The 20,895-nt window shown below is 65.8% G+C and carries 18 protein-coding genes; 8 read left to right on the forward strand and 10 right to left on the reverse strand.

Features of this window, described 5'->3' with window-relative positions; genetic code table 11:
- Together IEX24_RS03835 and IEX24_RS03840 are read right to left on the reverse strand one after the other, a co-directional pair.
- The gene (locus IEX24_RS03835) at positions 1-1,725 is read right to left on the reverse strand and encodes a chromosome partitioning protein ParA (RefSeq protein ID WP_188673879.1); all 1,725 of its coding nucleotides are present in this window, start codon (positions 1,723-1,725) and stop codon (positions 1-3) included.
- Positions 1,726-1,881: 156 nt separating this feature from the next.
- On the reverse strand, positions 1,882-2,442 hold the full coding sequence (locus IEX24_RS03840) for a CGNR zinc finger domain-containing protein (RefSeq protein WP_188673882.1): 561 nt from the start codon (positions 2,440-2,442) through the stop codon (positions 1,882-1,884).
- 145 nt (positions 2,443-2,587) lie between these two features.
- On the opposite strand from IEX24_RS03840, the gene IEX24_RS03845 reads away from it, so the two are divergent.
- Positions 2,588-3,628 carry an EamA family transporter gene (locus IEX24_RS03845; protein WP_188673885.1) on the forward strand — a complete coding sequence of 347 codons (1,041 nt, stop codon included), beginning with the start codon at positions 2,588-2,590 and terminating at the stop codon, positions 3,626-3,628.
- Between the two features lie 80 nt (positions 3,629-3,708).
- The gene (locus IEX24_RS03850; RefSeq protein ID WP_188673889.1) at positions 3,709-5,445 is read left to right on the forward strand and encodes an HNH endonuclease signature motif containing protein; all 1,737 of its coding nucleotides are present in this window, start codon (positions 3,709-3,711) and stop codon (positions 5,443-5,445) included.
- Positions 5,446-5,520: 75 nt separating this feature from the next.
- Here the strand turns inward: IEX24_RS03850 and IEX24_RS03855 are convergent, their stop codons facing one another.
- Both IEX24_RS03855 and IEX24_RS03860 read right to left on the reverse strand, forming a co-directional pair.
- The gene (locus tag IEX24_RS03855; protein WP_188673892.1) at positions 5,521-7,155 is read right to left on the reverse strand and encodes a sensor histidine kinase; all 1,635 of its coding nucleotides are present in this window, start codon (positions 7,153-7,155) and stop codon (positions 5,521-5,523) included.
- Between the two features lie 38 nt (positions 7,156-7,193).
- Positions 7,194-7,880 carry a response regulator transcription factor gene (locus tag IEX24_RS03860; protein WP_188673895.1) on the reverse strand — a complete coding sequence of 229 codons (687 nt, stop codon included), beginning with the start codon at positions 7,878-7,880 and terminating at the stop codon, positions 7,194-7,196.
- Between the two features lie 182 nt (positions 7,881-8,062).
- Here IEX24_RS03860 and IEX24_RS03865 point away from each other — a divergent pair, with 182 nt between their 5' ends.
- From IEX24_RS03865 to IEX24_RS03875, 3 genes are all read left to right on the forward strand, one after another.
- Positions 8,063-8,653: a hypothetical protein gene (locus IEX24_RS03865; protein WP_188673898.1), complete on the forward strand. Its 591-nt coding sequence runs from the start codon at positions 8,063-8,065 to the stop codon at positions 8,651-8,653.
- A gap of 75 nt (positions 8,654-8,728) precedes the next feature.
- Positions 8,729-9,754, forward strand: coding sequence for a DUF1996 domain-containing protein (locus IEX24_RS03870; protein ID WP_188673901.1), 1,026 nt, complete (start codon positions 8,729-8,731; stop codon positions 9,752-9,754).
- 31 nt (positions 9,755-9,785) lie between these two features.
- Entirely contained in the window at positions 9,786-10,760 is a 975-nt protein-coding gene (locus IEX24_RS03875) for an SDR family NAD(P)-dependent oxidoreductase (RefSeq protein WP_188673903.1), read from the forward strand.
- Positions 10,761-10,828: 68 nt separating this feature from the next.
- On the opposite strand, the gene IEX24_RS03880 is transcribed toward IEX24_RS03875, so the two are convergent.
- Genes IEX24_RS03880 through IEX24_RS03890 form a run of 3 tightly spaced genes read right to left on the reverse strand, consistent with a single transcriptional unit; the run spans position 10,829 to position 15,763 of the window.
- A complete protein-coding gene (locus tag IEX24_RS03880; RefSeq protein WP_188673906.1) occupies positions 10,829-11,731 on the reverse strand; it encodes an ABC transporter permease subunit in 903 nt (300 codons plus the stop codon).
- On the reverse strand, positions 11,728-14,823 hold the full coding sequence (locus IEX24_RS03885; RefSeq protein WP_188673909.1) for an alpha/beta fold hydrolase: 3,096 nt from the start codon (positions 14,821-14,823) through the stop codon (positions 11,728-11,730). Before IEX24_RS03885 ends, IEX24_RS03880 begins: the two co-directional genes overlap by 4 nt.
- Positions 14,824-14,848: 25 nt before the next feature.
- Positions 14,849-15,763 (reverse strand): aldo/keto reductase, encoded by a 915-nt coding sequence (locus tag IEX24_RS03890; protein ID WP_188673912.1) that lies wholly within the window; start codon positions 15,761-15,763, stop codon positions 14,849-14,851.
- 83 nt (positions 15,764-15,846) lie between these two features.
- Here IEX24_RS03890 and IEX24_RS03895 point away from each other — a divergent pair, with 83 nt between their 5' ends.
- Positions 15,847-16,473 carry a TetR/AcrR family transcriptional regulator gene (locus tag IEX24_RS03895; protein ID WP_203585936.1) on the forward strand — a complete coding sequence of 209 codons (627 nt, stop codon included), beginning with the start codon at positions 15,847-15,849 and terminating at the stop codon, positions 16,471-16,473.
- A gap of 122 nt (positions 16,474-16,595) precedes the next feature.
- On the opposite strand, the gene IEX24_RS03900 is transcribed toward IEX24_RS03895, so the two are convergent.
- Positions 16,596-17,678, reverse strand: a complete 1,083-nt coding sequence (locus IEX24_RS03900) for an SDR family NAD(P)-dependent oxidoreductase (protein ID WP_203585935.1) — start codon at positions 17,676-17,678, stop codon at positions 16,596-16,598.
- 110 nt (positions 17,679-17,788) lie between these two features.
- Here IEX24_RS03900 and IEX24_RS03905 point away from each other — a divergent pair, with 110 nt between their 5' ends.
- Positions 17,789-18,394, forward strand: coding sequence for a TetR/AcrR family transcriptional regulator (locus IEX24_RS03905; protein WP_188673918.1), 606 nt, complete (start codon positions 17,789-17,791; stop codon positions 18,392-18,394).
- A 101-nt stretch (positions 18,395-18,495) separates the two neighbouring features.
- On the opposite strand, the gene IEX24_RS03910 is transcribed toward IEX24_RS03905, so the two are convergent.
- Positions 18,496-19,443 (reverse strand): alpha/beta fold hydrolase, encoded by a 948-nt coding sequence (locus IEX24_RS03910; protein WP_188673921.1) that lies wholly within the window; start codon positions 19,441-19,443, stop codon positions 18,496-18,498.
- An 80-nt stretch (positions 19,444-19,523) separates the two neighbouring features.
- Positions 19,524-19,961: a TM2 domain-containing protein gene (locus tag IEX24_RS03915; protein ID WP_188673923.1), complete on the reverse strand. Its 438-nt coding sequence runs from the start codon at positions 19,959-19,961 to the stop codon at positions 19,524-19,526.
- A gap of 139 nt (positions 19,962-20,100) precedes the next feature.
- Here IEX24_RS03915 and IEX24_RS03920 point away from each other — a divergent pair, with 139 nt between their 5' ends.
- A complete protein-coding gene (locus tag IEX24_RS03920) occupies positions 20,101-20,868 on the forward strand; it encodes a glucose 1-dehydrogenase (RefSeq protein ID WP_188673926.1) in 768 nt (255 codons plus the stop codon).
- The last annotated feature ends 27 nt before the right edge of the window (positions 20,869-20,895 follow it).

Consider the following 20,895-nt stretch of genomic DNA (forward strand, 5'->3'; position numbering starts at 1 on the left):
TTAGAGGCCGCGCGCGACCGCAGAAGCCGCCGCGAGCCAGGCGCGTCTCGTGGTGGGCTGCAAGCCGTCGTACTGAATGCGGCCCGCCTTCAGCGCAGGGTCGAAAGGAACAATCACGACGTCACGCACGTACGGGCGAAAGTCGTCTGCCATGCGCTGCGAGATGCTCGACTCCTTCGGCTGCCACTCCGACACCACGACAACCGCGTTGCGCGCGAGTTCGGCGGCCTTCTCGCTGCGACTCTGCACGGCCTGCAGCGTCAGCAACGCGGCCTGGGCGCGGTCTTCCATCGTGGTTGTCGGTACGACGAGCTGATCGGTGTGGTCGATCATTCGCAACCAGTTCTCGGCGCGGTCACTGTTGCCGGAGTCCATGAAGATGAGCCGGTAGTACTTCGCCGCGATGCTGTGCACCACGTCGACCTCGTCGGCCGTCATTTCGTGAATGCCCGTCGCATCTTCGTCAGATCGCAGCACATCGAACTTGTCGGCCTGCTGATGGTGCACGAAACCCGACATCTGGCCGAATTCGGCTCGCGTATCGAGTAACTCGTCAGCGCTTGCCAGCACGTCGAGCACGGTCGATTCGTGGGCGCCCTGCTCGGTGCGCCAGCCCAGCGTGCCCATGGTCTCGTTGTTGTCCCAGGCCAGAACGCCGCCACCCCCGTAACGTCCGAAAACCGCAGCGAGGTTGACGACTGTGGGCGTCTTGTTCGCTCCGCCCTTTCGGTTGATCACGCTGATGGTGCGGTGCGCGTCGAAATGCCGTGAAACCTCGGCGATATCGGCTCGTTCGCTGCGCTCATCGGGGCCCGGTGCGAGATGCAACCCGAAGTGGTTCATGAACCCGGCGAAACCTCGACGAGCGGGCTCGGCCACAGTCGGAAGCGCCAAAAAGGAGGGGGCGTCGAGCAAATCACGACGTTCTTGCTCTGACATGTGTTCTTTCGGTGCGGTCGGTGCGTTAGACGATGGTTCAGTGGATGCCCGTACCGGCGTAGCTGGTGCGTTCGCTTCGGGGGTGGCCGGGGCTGGTTCGGGTGTGGCGCCCTCAGGTTCGGGCTGCGGTTCGGGTTCGGGCTCGATGAGGGTGGAGTTCTGTTGAGTCGAGATTTCAGCCTCAGGCGCAGCCGCGAAGTCTGAAGCGGGTCGGCCGGCGGATACCGGCGAGGGAAGCGCGGCGCTGTCACCGTCGTCGTAGTCGTAGTCATCGGCGTCATCGTCGAACTCTTCGTCGTGCGCGCCGCTGCCTTCGATCGGATCTTCGGCCACATCATCGGCGTCGACTTCTTGGCCCGCGGCGGTGGTGGGAGTATCCACACGGCCCGCGGCAACGTCGGCGGGAGCATCCACTGCGTCGGCGGCAACGTCGGCAGGAGCATCCGCTTCGCTCACAGATGCGTCGGCCGGGGCATCCTCTTCGGCCGGCGGCCACGGCTGTGGCAGGTCTTCGAACGGAACGAAGCTCTCTTCTTCGATCGACCCGTCGGGAGCGGCGAGCAGAATGCTGAGGCCCGTTCGCGCCCGCACGGTCACCCGCACCGTCTGCCCGACCTTCGACGCCTCGTTCTGAATGAGGCCGATGAGTGCTTGCAGAGCCTCGCCCTCGGAGGTGCCGTGTAACGGCTGAGCTACCCCGTCGACACGCAGTAGACCCGTGTGATCGGCCCGCAGAAGAGCGGTGATGACGGGTTGATCAAGCGCCTGGCTTCTATCAATTGCCACTCGTTGCCCCCACCTCTCTTGTGCGGCCGAACCTCAAACTGGGAGATTCCTTATCAATGAGCGTAACGGATGCACTGTGCTCGCCGCCCGCCGGCTCCTCGACGGCCCCGTTTCGGTCGCACAGGGCTGTGGATGCTGCGCCCCGCACTCGCCCGATCACGGTGTGCTCTCAGCCGCCGCACGCTGCCTGAACGCCACCATGTTCATGCGATTTCCGCACCGAACACTGCAGAACCGCTTCGACCCGTTGTGCGACAGATCGATGAGAATTCCGGCGCAGTCATCGGCCGCGCATGCCCGCAGTCGCCCCATTTCGTCGCTTCGAAGCACATCGACCAGAGCCAGCGCGACCTCGACTCGAATTCGTTCGGCGAGCGGCGCAGAGGGCTCGGTGGCATGCAAGTGCCAATCGAAATCGTCGTGCCGCACGAGCTGTGGCAGGGCGCGCGCACGTTCGAGCATCGCATTGACCTCAACCACGGCGTCGTCGCGACCCCGGAGCCAGAGCGTTCGCAATCGCTCACGGGTGTCGCGCACGTCGGCCAATTCGGCCTCGTCGCGGTCGAATCGCCCCGAGTAGCGGTGGGCGTCGAGAAGCACGGTGAGTTCGCCCGGAGTCGAGATCTCGTCGGCGCCACTTTTCGTCGCACCAGCCACCGTGTTGGCTAACGCGACTGTGAATTCGAGCGTGGCCTCGGTGTCAGGGGCAAAATGCAAATTGACTCCTTACTCGTGAGAAGACTAGCGTCAGAATCAGCGGCCGTGCAAGGGGAGTTCTCTCGGGTGTGGTTCGCCGAACATCCACTCGCCGCACACCCACCGATCACCAACCGATCACCAACCGATCACCTTCGGAACCGACATGAAACGCTCTTCGACAACCGCCGGCTTGGCCATCGCCGTGCTCGCCGCCGCCACCTTCGGCACCTCGGGCGCACTCATCAAGCCGCTGCTCGAGTCGGGTTGGAGCCCGGGCGCAGCCGTTACCGTTCGAGTGCTCATCGGGGGAGTGGTTTTGCTTCCATTCGCCATCGTTTCGCTGCGCGGCCGGTGGTCTGCCCTCTGGCGCTCACGGTGGCGCGTGCTCGCGATGGCCAGCGTGGGCGTGGCGGGAACGCAGCTCGTGTACTTCGCTGCAATTTCTCGCATTCCGGTATCGACCGGCATTCTGATCGAGTACATGGCTCCGCTGTTGTTGGTGGCGTTCGTCTGGGCACGCACGCGCCGGATGCCGAAGGTCGTTGTGCTGGTCGGCTCAGTCGTCGCACTGGTGGGTCTTGTTCTCGTGGTGTCGCCCGGGGGTGGGGGCAGTTTCGACGCTCTCGGTTTCGCGTTCGCGCTCGCTGCGATGGTCGGATGCGCCATTTACTACGTGATCGCCGCCCGGCCGAGCGACGGGCTGCCGACCGTGGCGCTCGCCGGGTTCGGGTTGCTGATCGGCGGGCTGATGCTGGTGATCGTGGGCGCCGTGGGTCTGGTGCAGTTCACGTTCACGTTCGGTACCGTGTCGATGTTCGGTTCTGCGGTGGTGTGGTGGGTTCCGTTGGTGCTCGTGGGGGTCGTGGGTACTGCGGTGGCGTACGCGGCGAGTATCACGGCCAGCGAGATGCTCGGGTCTCGGCTCGCGTCGTTCGCGGGGCTGCTCGAAGTGGTCGCGGCGACGTTCTACGCGTGGTTGCTGCTCGGCGAGAAGCTCAGTGTGCTGCAGTTGGTGGGTGGGGCGCTGATTCTGGTGGGCATCGGGTTCGTGCGGTCGGAGCGGGTGGAGCCTGAGCAGCAGATAGTGGGTGCTGCCGCGGGGGCTGGTTCTGGGGCTGATTCGGGGTCGGGCTCTGGTGTCTCGTCGTCTTCGTCTTCGCCGCGCTCTTCTTCTTCTTCTTCTTCCTCCTCCTCCACAATTTGACGGAGTTTTTGTTCTCCACAGATTGGCTCACTAGCCACATTTCATGAGCTTTAGTCAGTCTTTCGTGAGAAAATAGAGGCATGACTTCTTCTGCACCCCACGAGACAATCGAACGGCTCTTCGCCGACCTCGATTCGCTCGTCGTGCGTGCGGCAGAGCTTCGCGGGCGAATCGATCCGGCAGCGGCGAGTGATGACGATTTGCTTCGGCTGACCTCCGATGTTGCACGTGTTGGGCGGGTCATCGACTCGGTTCAGATTGCGCTCGTTGCCGAACTCGCCGATCGTTCTCGGCCCGAGATCGGCCCCGACCGTCTCAGCGCGAAGAGGGGCTGCCGAAACGCGGTGGAGTTGCTGCAACGCCTCACTCAGGTCTCGTCGGCGACCGCAGCTCGATGGGTGCGACTCGGTGCGGCTCTGCGGGACGAATGTTCTGTGTCGGGGCAGGTGCTGCCTCCACGGTTTCCGTCGCTCGCTGCTGCCTTCGAAACAGGCGAAGTCAGTGTAGATGCAGCTTCGGCGATCATCTCCGGGCTTTCGGTGTCAACGCTTCGAGCCGACTCGCAGGCTGTCGAAGCGGCCGAGCACGAACTCGTCGAGGCCGCTCTCGGGGTCAGCCCGGAGTGCCCGGTTCCGGCCTCCGCCGACGACCTCAAACTTCAGGCGTCGGTGTGGCGTTCACTCATCGACCCAGACGGCGTGGAGCCAGACGAAGAGCGAGCGATGCGTCATCGTTTTCTCACGCTCGGCAAGGCTCGTTCGTCGGGGGTTCCTCTCTCGGGCATGCTGATGCCTGAGGCGGCGGCGCGCCTGAAGCGCCTCTTCGACGCGCACCTCTCGCCGGTCTCCCGCGTGGTCGCCTTCCCGGGTGAAGCTGGTGCACGCGACGGCGAATCGGCTCCGCACGAACCAGCTCTGCCCGATTCGGCTCTGGCCGAACCGGTGATTGATTCGCGTTCCCGCGGAATGCAGCAGCACGACGTCTTATTGTCGATTCTCGACCACGCGGCCCGTTCCTCCGATGCGCCGACCATCGGCGGAGCTTCGCCTACCGTGCTGGTGAGCATCTCCGAGCGCGACTTGGGCGAGGTGCACGATTCGGCTGACTCGGCTGACTCGGCCGATTCGGCTGACTCGGCCGGACGCGCCCACGCCACTGACGCCACTGACGCCACTGACGATGCGTACTTCAGCGGCGACGCGAACTCCACTGATGATGCGCATGTCAGCGGCGACGCGCACTCGACTGATGACGCGCATGTCAGCGGCGACGCGCACGCCACCGATGACGCGCACTCCAGCGACGGTGCGCATTCCGCAGTCGGCGGGCGTTGCGGGGATCGGGGTGCCGTGGGCACATCGGCTGGTGTCGGTTGGATCGACGGGCTCGAGGTACCGGTCTCGCTCCGCACGGTGCGTCAGATGGCGTGCACCGGCGGAACGCAGAGTATCGTTCTCGCCGAGAACGGGCGCGTGATTCGTCTCGGCACCGAGCAGCGCTGCTTCGACGGCTGGCAGCGTCGGGCGATCACCCTCCGCGACGGCGGGTGCATCATTCCGGGCTGCCGCATTCCTGCCTCGTGGTGCGAAATTCACCACGTCACCGAACATTCCCAGGGCGGTCCGACCCACACTGACAACGGTGTGCTCCTCTGCTGGTTCCATCACCGCACCATCGAACACTCCGGTTGGCAGATTCGAATGTACGGCGGTGTGCCCCAGATAAAAGCGCCCCCGTGGATTCACACCCTCCACAGATCGTGGACGCCCGTCTCCTCGTCGCGAACACGACTCACTGACGCACGCCGGCGAGTCTGAGGCAAGTCGCTGGGTGGCGCCGCGCCCCTCCGCGCCCCGCCGCGAAATGCCTCATGTGCGCGATGCGGATCTACGTCAGAGCGGCAGCTCGAGTCTGAAGCAGGCGCCACCCTCGGGTGCCTCATGTACGGTGAGACGGCCGCTGAGCCGCGCGGCCAACCGCGAGGCGATCGACAGCCCCAGGCCACTTCCGACCGGCCTCGAATCGCTGTATTTGTCGTGGAGAACCCCGCGCTCGAAGGCAACAGATCGGTCACCCAACGACAGTCCAGGCCCGCTGTCTCGCACTTCCACCAAGACAAGCTCTGACTGCCGGCCGGGCGTCGCAGCGTTTCCCCGAGTCGCCTCCTCCCCGGGCTCGCGAGCCGCCCTCCTCAGAGCCAACACGACAATGCCCTCCGCTCCGGCCACCCCATCCGAGTCACCTCCTCCGTCTGCAGGCGCAGCACTCGTTGCCCGCACCGCGTTGTCGAGCAACCCGTCGATGATCTGACGCACTCGCTGCGGGTCGGTGGTTGTGATGACGGGCTCCGCTACCGCAGAGAGCTGCAGGCGAAGGCCCGCCTGCGCGCACCGAGCCTGCCACGCCAGCTCTACCGTTTGAACGAGTTCGGTGAGGTCGGTGGGGCGGGCATCCACTCTGAAATCGTCGGCTTCGAGGCGCGCGAGTTCGAGCAGATCGGTCACGAAACGGTTCAATCGTTCGGTTTCGGCGACCAAGGTGCTTCCGACTCGCGCAATGTCGTCAGGTGCGACGACGCCATCAGCCAACGCTTCGCCGTAGCCGCGCAGGGCCGTCAACGGGCTGCGGATGTCGTGCGAGATCGAGAGCAGAAACTCGCGCTGCCGAGATTCGCTCGTTCGTAGTGCCGCGTCGAGGCTTTCGAGCGCCGCGGTGACATCGTCGACTTCAGTAACGGCAGATCGCGGCAGATGCGAAATCGCGCGCGCGGCCCACCCGGCACCCGGCGACGCTTCCGCCGCCCCGCCCGTCCCGCCCGCCCCGGCCGCCCCGCCCCGCCACACCGGCCACACCGGCCCTACCGACTCGACGGGCCCCACCCACTCGACGGGCCCTACAAACCCGCCCGGCCCTACCGACTCGCCCCGCCCCACCGACTCGCCTAACCCCACCGACCCCGGCCCCACCGAATCTCGGCCACCCGGCGCGTCCCGATGCGCAAGCCGCCGAGCCTTCGCGGCAGCCGCGACAAGAGGCCGCGAAAGCCATCGGGCGAGAGCTGTTCCGATCAGAATGGCCAGCACGAGCCCCACGACAAGGGCGATGCCGAGCCGCACAAGAACCTGGCCAGTTCCGGCATAGACCGTGTCGAGCGGGCGAGCGAGCACAACTGCTCCGCCCGCCTTGGTGGGCCGTGCTTCGACGAGCACCCGCTCGCCAGAAACCGTCACCGTGTCGGAGACCGGTTGCCCGGCGAGTGCTCGACGCGCGAACGCGTCGCTGATGTACTTCGCTCCGTCGCCCGTGGTCGCTCCGTCTGCGGTGACCACGACGACTTCGGTTCCGCTGGGCCCGATCAGCCGCTGTTGCCGTTGTACGAGTGCGAGCGATGCGGCGGGCGTGGCCGCGAAACTCTCTGCCGATTGGGCGAGCTCGGCCCGCGCTTGGTCGACAGCCGACGCCCGTATCAGCGGAAACGCCACGGCCGCCGTCACCAGCACCGCCAGCGCGGCAACGGCAGTCGTCACAATCGTGATTCGCCCCGAAAGTGAGGCCAGCCACCGCTTCACGTCCGCCCCGCCGCCGAATACCCGACCCCGCGCGACGTACGAATCGGGCTCGCCTCGCCGAGTTTCGCCCGCAGCTGCGCCACATGCACATCGACCGTGCGCGCCCCGCTGTAATTCGCCTGCCCCCACACGGCAGACAGCAGCTGCTCACGACTGAAAACCCGCCCAGGCGCCCGGCAGAGGTAAGCGAGCAGGTCGAATTCGGTCGCGGTGAGGTCGATGCGCGTTCCGGATGCCCGAACGCTCCGTTCATCCGCATCGATCTCAAGGGCGCCGAGCACAAGCTTCTGACCAACGAGAACCCCGGCTGTGCGACGGAGTATTCCGCGCAGCCGCGCCACGAGTTCGCGCGGCGAGAACGGCTTGGTGAGGTAGTCGTCTGCCCCGAGCTCGAGCCCGAGAATTCGGTCGACCTCGTCATCGCGGGCCGTCACGAAAATGATGGGCGTCCAGTTGCCCGCTTCGCGCAACCTCCGGCAGATCGTGATGCCGTCAAGGCCCGGCAGCCCCACGTCGAGCACGATGGCCACGGGGTTCAGTCGCCTGATCTCGGCCAGTGCTCGCTCCCCGTCGCTCTCGGAGTGCACCCCGAAACCGGCCTGCGACAGGTAGAGCCGTTCGAGGTCGGCTATGGCGGGGTCGTCTTCGACGATCACCACCAGGCCTTTCTCGGTTGACTGCATGCTGCAATCTAACCGCCGTTGCCCTTTGCATGGGCTGTGCGCGGCTTCGTGGGGGTGCGGATGCCCGCAATCTTTACACTCCTCGAACACGCGCCGAACCTGCTGCTGTTCTGGCGGGCGCAGGGTTGTCTCTATCGAACCCATGTCGTGGTTCGCCTTACCTCGCCCGAAAAGGATCAACCGTGACCAACCACCCCGCAGAACCCACCCCCTCAAACGTTCCCGCATCACCATTCGCACCTCCCGCACCTCCCGCACCACTCACGCAGGCCGCACCTGCCGCGCGAAAGCATCGCCGCGGCTTCATTGCGGCAGGCAGCGCCGTGGGCGTCGCGGCCCTGATCGCGGTGGGCGCCGTCGGTGCGAGTGCCGCCTTCGCCGGCGGCCCGACGCCGACGCCAACTCCGAGCGCCAGCGCCAATGCCAGTGGCTCGGCGCATTCTCACGCCGGGCTGCGTTCAGGCCCTCTGCGCCGCGAAATCGAGAACGACATTCGCACCGGCAGCGACGCGCCAACACGAGCGCAGAAGATTGCCACCACGCTCGTGAATTCGCCCAAGCTGTTCGCAAAGTTTCCGGCGAACCTGCAAACCGACCTCACCAGCCTCAAGAATGCCACCGGCGCCGCCATAGCAACGGATGCCGCCACCCTCAAGAACACGGCACTCAGCGGCGGGTACGGCGCCGAGGTGCAGAAGGTCGCAGAACGCATTCAGACCCGAGTGCAGTCTGGTGCTGGCACCCACACGGCGACGCCCACGCCGGCTTCATAGAGCACCCGAAATTCGTAGAGCACCTGAAGTAGTAGAGCACCTGAAGTAGTAGAGCGCGCGAAGGAGATCAGCGGAATGGAGAAAGTCGTGTTCAGCAGAAAGTTCGTGCTGGTGGGCGCCATCGTCGCCGTGGCACTTGTGGCGGTGGGGAGTGGCGCGGGGGTTGCGTTGGCAGTGGGAGTGCTCGGGCATCCTGCCGCCAGCGCGGCCGCACCGAGCGCCACAAGCGGCCCAGGCGCAAGCAGCGTCAACACGGCAGGCTTTCCCACCGGCAAGACCGGCATCTTCACCGATACCTGCGGAACGTCGCTGCGAGCGCCGAACGACCCGATCATGATGCCAGGTATGACGGGAATGTCGATGCAGCACGACTTCTTCGGAAACTCGTCACCGACCGCGAGTTCGGTACCGGCCCAGCTCGTGGGCGGGAGCACGACATGCTCGACTTCTGCCGATTCTTCGGCGTACTGGACTCCTGTCGTTTACCAGAACGGGGTGGCGTTGACGCCGTCGAAGGCACTGATCTACTGGCGAGCCCCGGCTGCCACAGCGAAATCGGTGCAGACTATTCCGGTCGGGCTCACGATGATCGCGGGCAACGAGAATGCCACGGTACCGCAAGACGATTCGATCGTGAACTGGACCTGCTCGACTCCGTCTGACGCGACCGCGAAGACCACGGTCGAGAAGCCCTCTGACGCGCCTCATGATTGCCCGGCGGGCCAGAGCATACGGCTGGTCATCTCGTTTCCGAATTGCTGGGATGGCACGACTCTCGACGGCCACACTCAGCAGAACGTCGTGTATGCCGGTGCGAAAATGCAGTCGGCCAGCGCAACATGCCCCAGTTCGCATCCCGTTCAGATTCCGCAGGTCGTGGTGCACGTCAATTACCCCACCTCGAGCGCGACGGGGCTCACGCTTTCGACGGGCCCGACCAGCCAGGGCCCGATGGTTACCGGCCATGCCGACTTCATGAGCGGGTGGAACCAGAAGGTACTCACCGCCGACGTGGCAGCCTGTGTCGACGCCGCGACTCAATGCGGCCCCGTTTCGGGCGCCGCAGCCACACCTCGAGGGGGAGTGGTTCGCTCGAACTGAGTGACGCGTGGGCAGAGCCTAGGCTGTAAGCATGGCGCAATCTGGAGCAGACAGAGCAGACAGAGCAGACAGAGCAGACAGAGCAGACGGAGCACACGGGGAACACGGAGCAGACGGAACAGACGGAGCAGCAGCGTTCGAGGGAGTCGCCATCATCACGGGCGCGAACTCGGGGCTCGGCTTCGAAACGGCCCGGCGGCTGGCGGCGATGTCGACGAGCAACACGGTCGTTCTCGCCTGCCGTGACCTGGCGAAAGCGACCGTTGCGCAACGAGCCATTACGGCAACAACGGGTAACACCAACGTGCGCGCGATGCGCCTCGACGTGGCATCCATCTCGTCGGTGCGTGAGTTCGCCGCCGAGTGGCACAGCGCCGCCGAAGCGCCGATCGACGCCCTGGTGTGTAACGCAGGTATCTCTCGAGGCCCGGCAGAAACCGTCGACGAACTTGACGGAGTGTTCGAAACGAACCACCTGGGTCATTTTCTGCTCAGCCAGCTGCTTCTCGACTCGATCGCCGAGAACGGCCGAGTGATCTCTGTCTCGAGCGACATGCACAGCCCGCCGGGGCCGCGCCTGAAGTGGCCCGGCGCTGAGGTGCTGGCGCATCCGGGGCAGAAGGCAGCTGTGTCGAGGCTTCGGTATTCGTACTCGAAGCTCTGCAATCTCTACTTCAGCTACGAGTTCTCGAGGCGACTGCGTGCGGAGCAGTCGGGCATTTCGGTCGCGGCCTTCAACCCGGGGCTGATGACGGAGACGAATTTCGCCCGCATTCCGCGACCGGTGGGTGCCGTGATGAAACGCATTTTCGCGTCGCGCCTCGGCAGCCTCGAGACCTCGAGCGTAGCGCTGGCCGGGCTCGCCGCCGGCGAAAGCCCGGTGCCCATCGACGACCACTACTTCGACCGCACCGACCAGGTTTTCACGCGCTCGTCAGACCTGTCGTACAACGAAAAGAACGCCCGCGAGCTGTGGCGAGTGAGCAGCGAACTGACTCAGCTGTGAGCATGACGCGGGCACGGCGTGATGCCTGACGGCTTCGGATGCGGCCGAGCCGTACGGTCGCCGCACGATCAGCCGGAAATGTCTTTGCGGCTGAACCACCACGCACCAACAGCGCCGAACACAACAGCCCACACCAATCCCGACAAGACGGAGTTCGCCACCGGAGCAAGATCGACCGGCGACATGAAGAACTGGTCGAACGCCGCTGAGTAATGCGTCGGCAACACAACACGAATGTCGCCAAGCGTCGGAATCGAATCGAGCAGGCGCGACAAGATCGAGACCAGAACGACTCCACCGGCCGCTGCCAGCGGGCTGTTGGCCACGACTGTGAGCAGGGTGCCGAGTCCGGCCGCCCAGAGCAGCCCCGACGCCCCCGTCGCGGTAGCTAGGGCGATTCGCCCGAGCGAATCGGCGAACGAGAGTTGCGGGCCGTTCGGTATTTGTATGCCGCCGGTTCCGTACGAGATGACGCCGACAACCACCGCCACGACGGCCAGAGCAATGAGCCCGGCAAGCAGCAGGGTCGACGCAACCGCCACCTTCACCCACAGCAGCCGAAGACGTGGCACAGGAATGGTCAGCAGATATTTCAATGTAGAGCGAGATGCCTCACCCGCGATCATGTCTCCGAACAGCAGTGCGGCGATGATGGTCAGCAGAAACCCGGCGCTCAGTTCGATGACGAATGCGGCGAACGTTGTGCCACTGACCTGAGCGAGCGCGATCAAACTGGTCGTGCTGCTGCTGGATGCGCCCGTGCCGCCGCCACTGCTGCTGCTTGCGGGCGGCCCGCCAACGAGCAGTGCGATTCTCACAATGATAGGCAGCACCACGAGAATGATGAGCACGATGCGCACCCGCCACTGACTCAGTTGGCGCGCCAGCTCGACGCGAAACGGCATCGTGGTGTGCCGGCGCTCTGCGGTCACACGTGTCGCTGGGGCAGTGGATGCTCGTACTGTGCTCATGCCGATGGCTCCCTTGCGCCGATCAACGAAAGAAACGCTTCTTCCAAGTGCCGCCCGCGCTGCAGGCTCGTAACACCCACTCCTGCTTCGACCAGCGTTGCGACTACCGAATCGACCGGGTGCGCGCCGGGCAGAACTCGTATGCCGCTGGGTTCATGAGCTTCGGCGCGGTCGACGCCCAAGTTCCGCACGGCGGCGAGTGCTGCGTCGACGTCGGTGACGCCGATCACGAGCTCGCTCGAGTCACCGGCGATGTCGCCGACGGGGCCGGTGGCCACGACCTTGCCGTGCGACATCACGACCACGTGGGTGCAAGTGAGCTCGACTTCGCCGAGCAGGTGCGACGACACGATGACGGTTCTGCCGCCCTCTGCGTACCTTCGCAACACACCCCGCAAAGCCGTGATTTGGGGCGGGTCGAGCCCATTGGTGGGTTCGTCGAGAACGAGCAGATCGGGCATCCCGAGCATGGCCTGAGCGATGGCCAAGCGTTGACGCATGCCCTGGCTGTAGCCGCGAACGGGCTTTGCGAGGGCGCCGCCGAGGTCGGCTACGGCCAGCGCCTCGTCGAATTGCGCTTCGCTCGCTGGGCGACCGGTAGCTGCCCAGTACAGTTCGAGGTTGCGGCGCCCCGAGAGGTGCGGCAGAAAGCCGGGGCCTTCGATGAAGCAGCCGAGCCGCGAGAGCACGGGCGAACCGGGGCTGATGGTCGCTCCGAACGAGCTCGCCGAGCCAGAGTCGGGGCGGATGAGGCCGGCCACCATACGCAATGTGGTGGTCTTACCTGCGCCGTTTTCGCCGAGGAGGCCGAGCACCTGCCCGCGTTCGACCGTGAATGAGACGTCGTCGACGGCGAGAAAGCCCGAGCGGAAGCGCTTGGTGAGCCCGTTGATCTGCAGCGGGGGCCCTTCGGGTTCGCGTTCAGATTCAAACGCCGCCGCCGCTGACGGCGCTGCCGCGGCTTCGCCGGGCACGGGGCTCGCCCCGGGGCGCGTGCTCGTGCTCGCTTTTGCCGTGGCCGGGCTGCGGCGACTCCGAATGAGCGCGACCACAATGAGGCCGAGCGCCACCAGAAGCGTAACGCCGATGCCGATCAGCGAACCGAGTGTCGGAAGCCCGGCGCTCTTATCGGTCGACTGTGCGGCAACGGTGGGTAGAGTGATCGGCCCATCGATCGCCACGCTGTAGGCGGCCGGAGTGGCCGCTCCCGAGAATTGTGAATCGCTGGTGCGAATGGTGAGCGTTAGGCGGTCACCGGGTGTGAAGCTCCACGCCGTCGCAGGCAGGGTCACGGTGACATCTGCGCCGCTGGCGGGCAGAGCGACATGAATCGGGGCCACGCCGCCCGGCAACGCTCGGGTCGCGGTTCCGGTAGTCACCGAGAGCTGGGCGTACAGCACGGCGTCGCTCGATGCTGTTGTGGTGGGTGGCGCGCCGGTAGCGGCGGCGTTTGTCGATGCAGCGTTTGTCGATCCAGGGTTTGTCGATCCAGCGTTTGTCGACGCGGCGCTTTCGAGTGCAGCGTTTTCGGGCGCGGGCGTCACATGAACGCGCACGGTCGCCGCGCCGGCGAGAATCACCGGGTCGGTGAGCGGGGCCGAAACGAAGGCGGCTTGTTCGGCCGGTGGGTTCGAGGCTGAGAGCAACCCAGAGATCGCCCCGCCCGCAACACTGCCCGTGTTCAGACCCGGAACGCCGGTGACAGACTCCGGCTGGCCACCCGGCGGGTTGACGATGCTCGTTTCGGCGCCGGCGAGAGCGATCTGCTGCCCGGTTGAGGCACCGTTCAGGCCGGGGTAGCTCGCGGCGGTGATGGTCTGACCGAAACCGGTAGCGCTCGGCGGCACGGCATAGGTGAACGTCGACGGCACCGGCAGGTTCGCCTTCAGATGGTCGGCGAGCCACGAGGTGATGATCGTGTCGGTACCCCCGATTCCGCCGCCGTCATGGCCGCCGTTGAACCACTGCAGCGAGACGGGAGCGCCGGCCTTGACCAGCTGCTGTTCGTTCGCATCGGCCTGGTCGAGCCCGAAGAGATTGTCTTGCAGCCCCTGCAGTAGAAGCGTCGGAGCTTTCATTCCCGAGAGCACGGTCGACGGCGAAGACTGGGCCAAGAGGGCCAGATCGGCAGCGCTCGGCTGCGCTCCGCTGATGAGATTCTGGTAGAGGGCGCAGAAGGCTGGCGTGAAGCGCCCGCACGGGTCGGTCGGTGTGATTCCCGCCCCGAAAAGCCGTGAGGCCCAGCCAGATTTGAAGTCGCGCAAGACATCAGTGGCGGTGCCAGAGCTGGTGCTGCTGTCTGCCACGACGCCCGCCGAGCTCGGAACGAGCGCCTGCGCGAGATTGTTCCAGGTGATCGCGGCGACAACAGTGTCGATTCGTGGATCTGTCGCGCCGAGCATCAGGGCGAGTGCGCCGCCGTATGAACCGCCGACAACCCCGACGACAGGGTCGCCGTTCACGTTCTGTACCGCGGGTTCACTTGCCAGCACGTCGACGAGAGCCCGGGCATCCGGAACCTCGCCGCTCAGCGAGTCGAGCCCGATGGAGCCGCCCGACTGGCCGAAGCCGCGCGCGGTGTAGGCGAGCACCACGTAGCCGGCATCTTGCAGTTCTTTCGCCTCGGGTACGAGGTCGGCCTTGGTCTGCCCGAATCCGTGGGCGAGCAGAACGGCGGGGGCAGGCGTGACGGCGGGGGTGTACAGGTCGACGTCGAGTTGGATGGTCGAGGCGCTGCCGGGCGACTCGGCTACCGGCACGAAGAATGAACGAACGTGCGGGCCGGTCGAGGCTGCTGCTGTGGATGCGGGCGCGGTGGCTGATGGGGATGTGGCAGCAGTCGCAGCCGCAACTGCTGATGCAGACGCAACTGCTGACGCAGACGCAGACGCACTCGCAGTCGCAGCCGCAGGAGTGGCAGCAGTCGCAGTTGTTGCGCCCGTTGCCAACGCCAGCCCCGACGCGAGAATCGCCACGGCGAGCGTCGCCACCGCCGCCCGCACTCGACCGTGAGGTCGGCCCGCGCGCTTGGTGCCCGTTCGCCGCTGGCGGGCGTCGCTGCCTCGTGGTGTCGCCGGTGCGGTGCGTCTCATGTGTGACCTCATGCCTGGCGGGGTGCTAGATGCTGTCTAGTGCAGCGACGGTTGCGGCGTCGAGGTGTACGTCACCCGCGGCCACGTTGGCTTCGAGGTGATCGATACTCGCGGTTCCCGGTATCAGCAGCGTATTCGCCGAATGCGCGAGCAGCCAAGCGAGCCCGATTTGTGACGCCGAGTAACCGAGCCGCTCGGCTGATTCGCGCACCAGCGGTTCATCGGTGACCTTGGGCATAGTCGGCACCGCGCTGCCGAGCGGAAAGAACGGCACCCAGGCAATGCCTTCGGCCGCACACAGCTCGAGCAGGGCTTCGTCGGTGCGTGCGACGAGGCTGTAGGCGTTTTGAACGCAGGCGATACCCACCGGAAGCGCGTGACTCAGTCGATCGAGCGTGATGCTGCTCAGCCCGATGGCCCCAATCTTGCCCTCGTCGCGCAGGGCGATCATGGCGGCGAGCTGGTCGTCGAAGTCGACGATCTGGTCGCCCTCGGCCTGCCGTCTCGAGTTGCTGTCGGCGCGGCGCAGGTTGACCACGTCGATGCGCTCCAGGCCGAGGCTCGCGAGGTTCGCTTCGACGTTCTGCCGCAGCTGTTCAGGGCGCTGGGAGAGTCTCAGGTGAGGCTGGCCCCCGGGGTTCGGCTCTGCGCCCACCTTGCTCACAATGACCACACCGTCGTCGGGTTTCACTGCCTCGCGCAGTATCTCGTTGCTGAACCCGTTGCCGTAGAACTGCGCGGTGTCGATGTGATTCACACCAAGTTCAACGGCTCGCCGAACCAGGTCGACGGCCGCCTGGCGATCGCCGCGCAGGCGATCGAGCTGCATTGCTCCGTAGCCGACGCGAGAGACGGTGTGGCTGGCCAGCGGTGCAGGCCCGCCTGCATACGGGCGTTGCGGCGCACTACCGCTGTGAGAAGGTGACGCGATTTCAGACATGCCGGGCATCCTTATGCAATGATGGAATAACCGGAGATACCTCCAGTACGGTCAACCTATCGCAAGAACGGAGGTGTCTCCACTTGAATGCAGCAAACGCTCAGACTCAGGATGTTCGGCCCGAGTTCACCGGCGAAGTGCAGCGCCCCCTGCGCGCCGACGCGCAACGAAACCGCGACCGCATCATCGAGGTCGCCAGGGCCATGTTTGCCGAATCGGGCGACGCTGTCGCACTCGAATCGATCGCCAAAGACGCCGGTGTGGGCATCGGAACGCTCTATCGCAACTTCGCGAGCCGCGAGGCGCTGCTCGAGGCGGTGTACGCGGTCGAGCTCGAAAAAGTGACGACCAATGCCGCAGATCTGCTCAGCCGGCTCGATCCCGAATCAGCCCTTCGTGCCTGGATGGGCCGTTACGCCGATTTCATTGCCGCCAAACGCGGCATTCTGCCGGCTTTGAGCGCGGGGGCGGCTCCCGGGCGGCGCAGTACGACGCGTGCTCGGGTGACTGCTGCCATCGACACCATCGTGGTGGCGGGCGTGCAGTCGGGCGCATTTCGGGCCGATGTGATCGCAGTCGACATCACGGCGCTGACTCAGGGCGCGTTCATCGCCACCTCGCGTGACGACGGGCCGGAGCGAATCGCCCGCCTGCTGAACCTCATCGTCGACGCGTTGCTCGTGAACCCCGGGCGCACCAGGGCCAGCTAGCCGCGCCGACGCAACCTAAGGTCGAGCACCGAGCACCGAGCACCGAGGGTCGAGCACCGAGCACCGAGCCCCGAGCACCGCGGCTGGCGTGGAGATGCCGGTGACGCCGAGAATGCTGCGTTTCACGGCGTTTCTTCTCCCGCCGGGTCGGGCGTTGCGCTGAGCAGGTCGAGAGACACCTGCCACAGCCGCCGGGCATTCTCAGGGTCGACCGCGTAGTCGGCGACGCCGAGACGGATGCCCGGCTGCTGCGGCGCGGCTTCGGCGCAATCGGCGAAGTACCGGCCGGTCACACCGTCGACGAGTGGTGATGCCGCCAGCAGCACCGAGGTTGCAGCGCCCTGCTCCACCGTCTTGTAGACGATGTCGGGGTTGTCGGCCTGAAACCGAGCGGGCGGGGCCGTGGGCTGGCTGTCGAGGTGTCTCATCAGGCCGGTGCGGATGCGCCCCGGTGTGAGCGCATTGACCGTAATGGCGTCGTTCTTCCAGCGATTGGCGGCTTCGACGGTGAATAGTACGTTCGCCGTCTTCGATTGGCTGTAGGCGGCCCACGGGTCGTAGGGGTCGTGTTCGAAGTTGATGTCGTCGAAGAGAACCGGGCCGTTCAGGTGACCTACCGAACTGACCACCACCACGCGGGCGCCGTGCGCCGCCGCTAAGGCATCGTGAAGGCCCACGGTCAGAGCGAAGTGGCCCAGATGGTTGGTGGCGAACTGCAGCTCCCACCCTTCTCGGGTGCGCAACTCGGGGGTGGCCATCACGCCGGCGTTGTTCACGAGAATGTGGAGCGGGCCCGACCAGGCGGAGACGAATGCGGCGATGGAGGCCTGGGAGGCCAGGTCGAGCAGGCCCACGCGAACGCTGCCGCTGCTTGTGCTGCTGTCGCTGTTGCTGTTGCTGTTGCTGCTGCTTGTGCTGGTGCTGCTGCTTGTGCTGTCGGCGCCACTTTCGCGCCCGCGCCCGCTGCTGCTGGCCTCGCCGCCGGTGGCGCCCAGCTCATCCGCCGCCCTCCGCCCCTGCTCGAGGTCTCGAACGGCGAGGGTCACCTCAGCGCCAGCGCTCAGGAGGGCGCGGGCGGTCTCGAGACCGATGCCCGAGGCGCCGCCGGTCACGATGGCGCGTTTGCCGGTGAGATCGACACCCGCAATGACCTCTGCGGCGGTCGATTGCGCGCCGAACGGAGTTGTGATGAGTGGGGTGGGCATGGGCATCCTTCGCGCTCGAAGATTCTGGGGTACGCTCTAAGTGGAGCTGAATCCGCTTACTACTATAAGTGGAGGCGGCTCCAGATAGCAACCCCGATCAGTGGAGCGTCATGACTCTTGAGCAGCCAACAAGCGGTGACCTCGCGCGGGGTCTGCGTGCCGACGCCCAGTCGAATCGCGACCGCGTGCTCGAAGCTGCGGCGCGCCTCTTTCAGACCGAGGGGGCCGACACCTCTCTCAAAGCCATTGCGAAAGAGGCCGGAGTAGGAATCGGCACGCTCTATCGGCGGTTTCCGACCCGCGAGGCCCTCATTGAGGCGACGTACCGAACCGAATCGGCCAAGCTCGCGGCTGCGGCATCCACTCTCGTGACGACGCTGCCGCCGGTCGCGGCACTACGCACCTGGATGGAACTGTTCACCGACTACATGGCCACCAAACACGGCATGGCCGATGCGCTGCGGGCCGTTCTGACGTCGGGCGGCGACCTGCGCATGCAGACCCGCGACCTCATGCAGCAGGCGGTCGCAGAGTTGATGGCCGCCGGCGTGGCGACAGACGAACTGCGGTCAGATCTCGACCCCGACGACGTGCTTCTCGCCATGGGCGGTGTGAGCATGATCACCGGCACCGCCGAGCAGCGCACTCAGGCGGCACGGATGCTCGACCTGCTGCTCGACGGGGTCAAACAGCCCTCGACCCCCGCTTCGCGCTAGCAGCGCCCTAGCTTCCCGCGTCGCATGGCATCCCACCAGCGTTGTGAGCCCGTTACGTCGAATTGAGGCCGCTACAACAGGCTCAACTCGACGTATCGGACTCACTCGGAGGCGGAGGCGGAGGCAGAGGCGGCGGCGGAGGCGGGGCCGTCGGCGGCAGCGACGGGCGCCGAGCTGGTCGGGCGAGTCACGTGCGCAAGAATCCGCTGCCATTGGCTCACAATCGCCAAAGCTCCGGCGTTCTTGACGTCGACCACCCGTGAACCGCGGATGCGGCGGCCGTACCAGTGGCCGTCGCCGACGGTCGCCGTGGGGTCTCGATCGCCGTAGATCAGCAGGGTCTCGGCCGTGATGGCGGGCAGGTCGAGGGTCCAGGAGCGGTCGCGAAACGCGATCAGGTCGCTCGAGAGCCCCGCGGCGCCCTGCCGTGCGGCGTCGTCGATCATGCGATCGAGTCGGCCGCGAAGACCGCGCTGCGCCAAGACCGAGTCCGTTTCGTCGATACCGAGCGACTGGAGCGTGAGCTCACCGTGAGCCGCGATGACACGCGAAAGTTCAGAGCGAGGGGAGAATGATTCGATGCGCGAAAGCCCGAGCATCCGCCGCACCGGTTCGATGAGCCCGCGACCGCCCGCCTTCGCAAGACCCACGATCGCGAGCCGATCGACGAGTTCGGGGTAACGGGCCGCGAGCGAGAGGGCGGTGGCCCCGCCCGCGCCCCAGCCGATGACGCCCACCGAACCGAAATCGACCGCGTTCATGTTGCGCGAGACGCGCTCAGAGTGGTTCAAGAAGTACGCGAGGTCGTCGGCGTGCTGCTCGATGGTGGGGTCGTCGTCGCGGGCGAACGGGTCAGACGAGCCGTAGCCGGGCCGGTCGATCATGAGCAGTTGGATGCCCGAAGCGGCCGTGATCAGCGGATCGGGGTCGAAGCCACCCGCCCCCGGCGCAGGGTGGCACACCACCACCATGCGCCGAGAACCCGGATCGCCTGCCGCGGTCAGACCGAGGGCCCGCCCCGTGGGGAGAGTGAAATGCTGATTCGCCATGAACGCTCCTGCCTAGGTCAACCGTAACCAGTCGAGCGGTTTCGCGGAGACGGTTGACGTGACCGGCTGAACCCTGATGCTCAGCGCAGACCGAGAATCCGTTCGGTGTTCACTCGGCGCACCTGTGCGGGCAGGGTGAAGAGGTCGATCCAGAGGCCGATGGTGAACCACGAGAAGGTGAAGATGTAGCTCACGCCGCGCAGGGTGTTGCCGAGGTAGACCTGGTGCATTCCCGTCCAGCCGAAGAAGAAGAAGAGCGCGTAGGCGGTGAGCAGCGAGGCGCTCTTCCGCGAGGGCGTGGGGGCTGCAACGGCTAGGGGTGCGCTCGGGGCGGCCGGCGGGTTGACGTACACGATGGTGGTGGCGCCGCCGGTGGAGGTGTCAGTCGTGCCGGGTGCGGCACTCGTGGCTGAGCCGCCTGCGCCCGGCGTGCCGGCTGCCTGGGAATCGGGCGCGGTCGCCCCGGCCCTCGGGGTGGTCACAACGACGGGGGGCTGAGTGGGCTCGATGTCGGTCACGGGGCAATCGTAGCCCCGAAAATCGGCGTCAGGGTGGAGATTCGCGGCACTCAGCCGAACGAGATGAAATTCACGCCCCGACCCCAGCTCGCGCGGCCCCAGCCGATAGCCTGAGGGTAGCCATCAAAGGAGAGAAACCGTGCTGCTGTCAGGTAAAACCATCATCGTCACTGGCGGAAACAGCGGCATCGGCGAGGGTATCGTGGTCGCCGCCGCAGCCGAGGGTGCGAACATCGTCATCGACTACATCAGCAACCCCGAAGAGACCACCGAGATCATCGCCAAGATCGAGGCTGCTGGCGGCAAGGCCGTGGGCGTGCAGGCCGATGTGAGTAAGGCGGCCGATCTGCACACGATGGTGGCGGCAGCCGTCGAGGCGTTCGGGCGACTCGACGTGATGGTGAACAACGCCGGGGTTGAGACTCGCACGGGCATCCTCGACACCACAGAAGAGCAGTACCAGCGCGTGCTCGACATCAACCTCAAGAGCGCCTTCTTCGGCACACAGTTCGCGGCGAAGCAGTTCATCGCGCAGGGCGACGGCGGGCTCATCATCAACATCTCGTCGGTGCACGAAGACTGGCCGATGCCGGGCAACATCGCCTACTGCGTATCAAAGGGCGGCACGCGGATGCTCACCCGAACCGCGGGCGTCGAACTCGGTAAGTACGGCATTCGCAGCGTCAACGTGGCGCCCGGTGCCGTGGCAACGCCCATCAACGCCAGCACCATGGCCGACCCGGCCAAGCTCAAAGACCTCAACGACGCCATTCCGCTGGGGCGGCTGGCAGAACCGAACGAAATAGCCGATCTCGTGGTGTTCTTGGCTTCGGGTAAGTCGGCCTACATGACGGCGACCACCGTCTTCGTCGACGGTGGCATCATGCAGGGCAGCGTGGGTCTGTAGCCTGCTGTGCCCGCGGGCTTGCTGCGC

This window comes from Subtercola lobariae (assembly GCF_014640255.1).
GTDB classification, from domain to species: Bacteria; Actinomycetota; Actinomycetes; order Actinomycetales; family Microbacteriaceae; genus Subtercola; species Subtercola lobariae.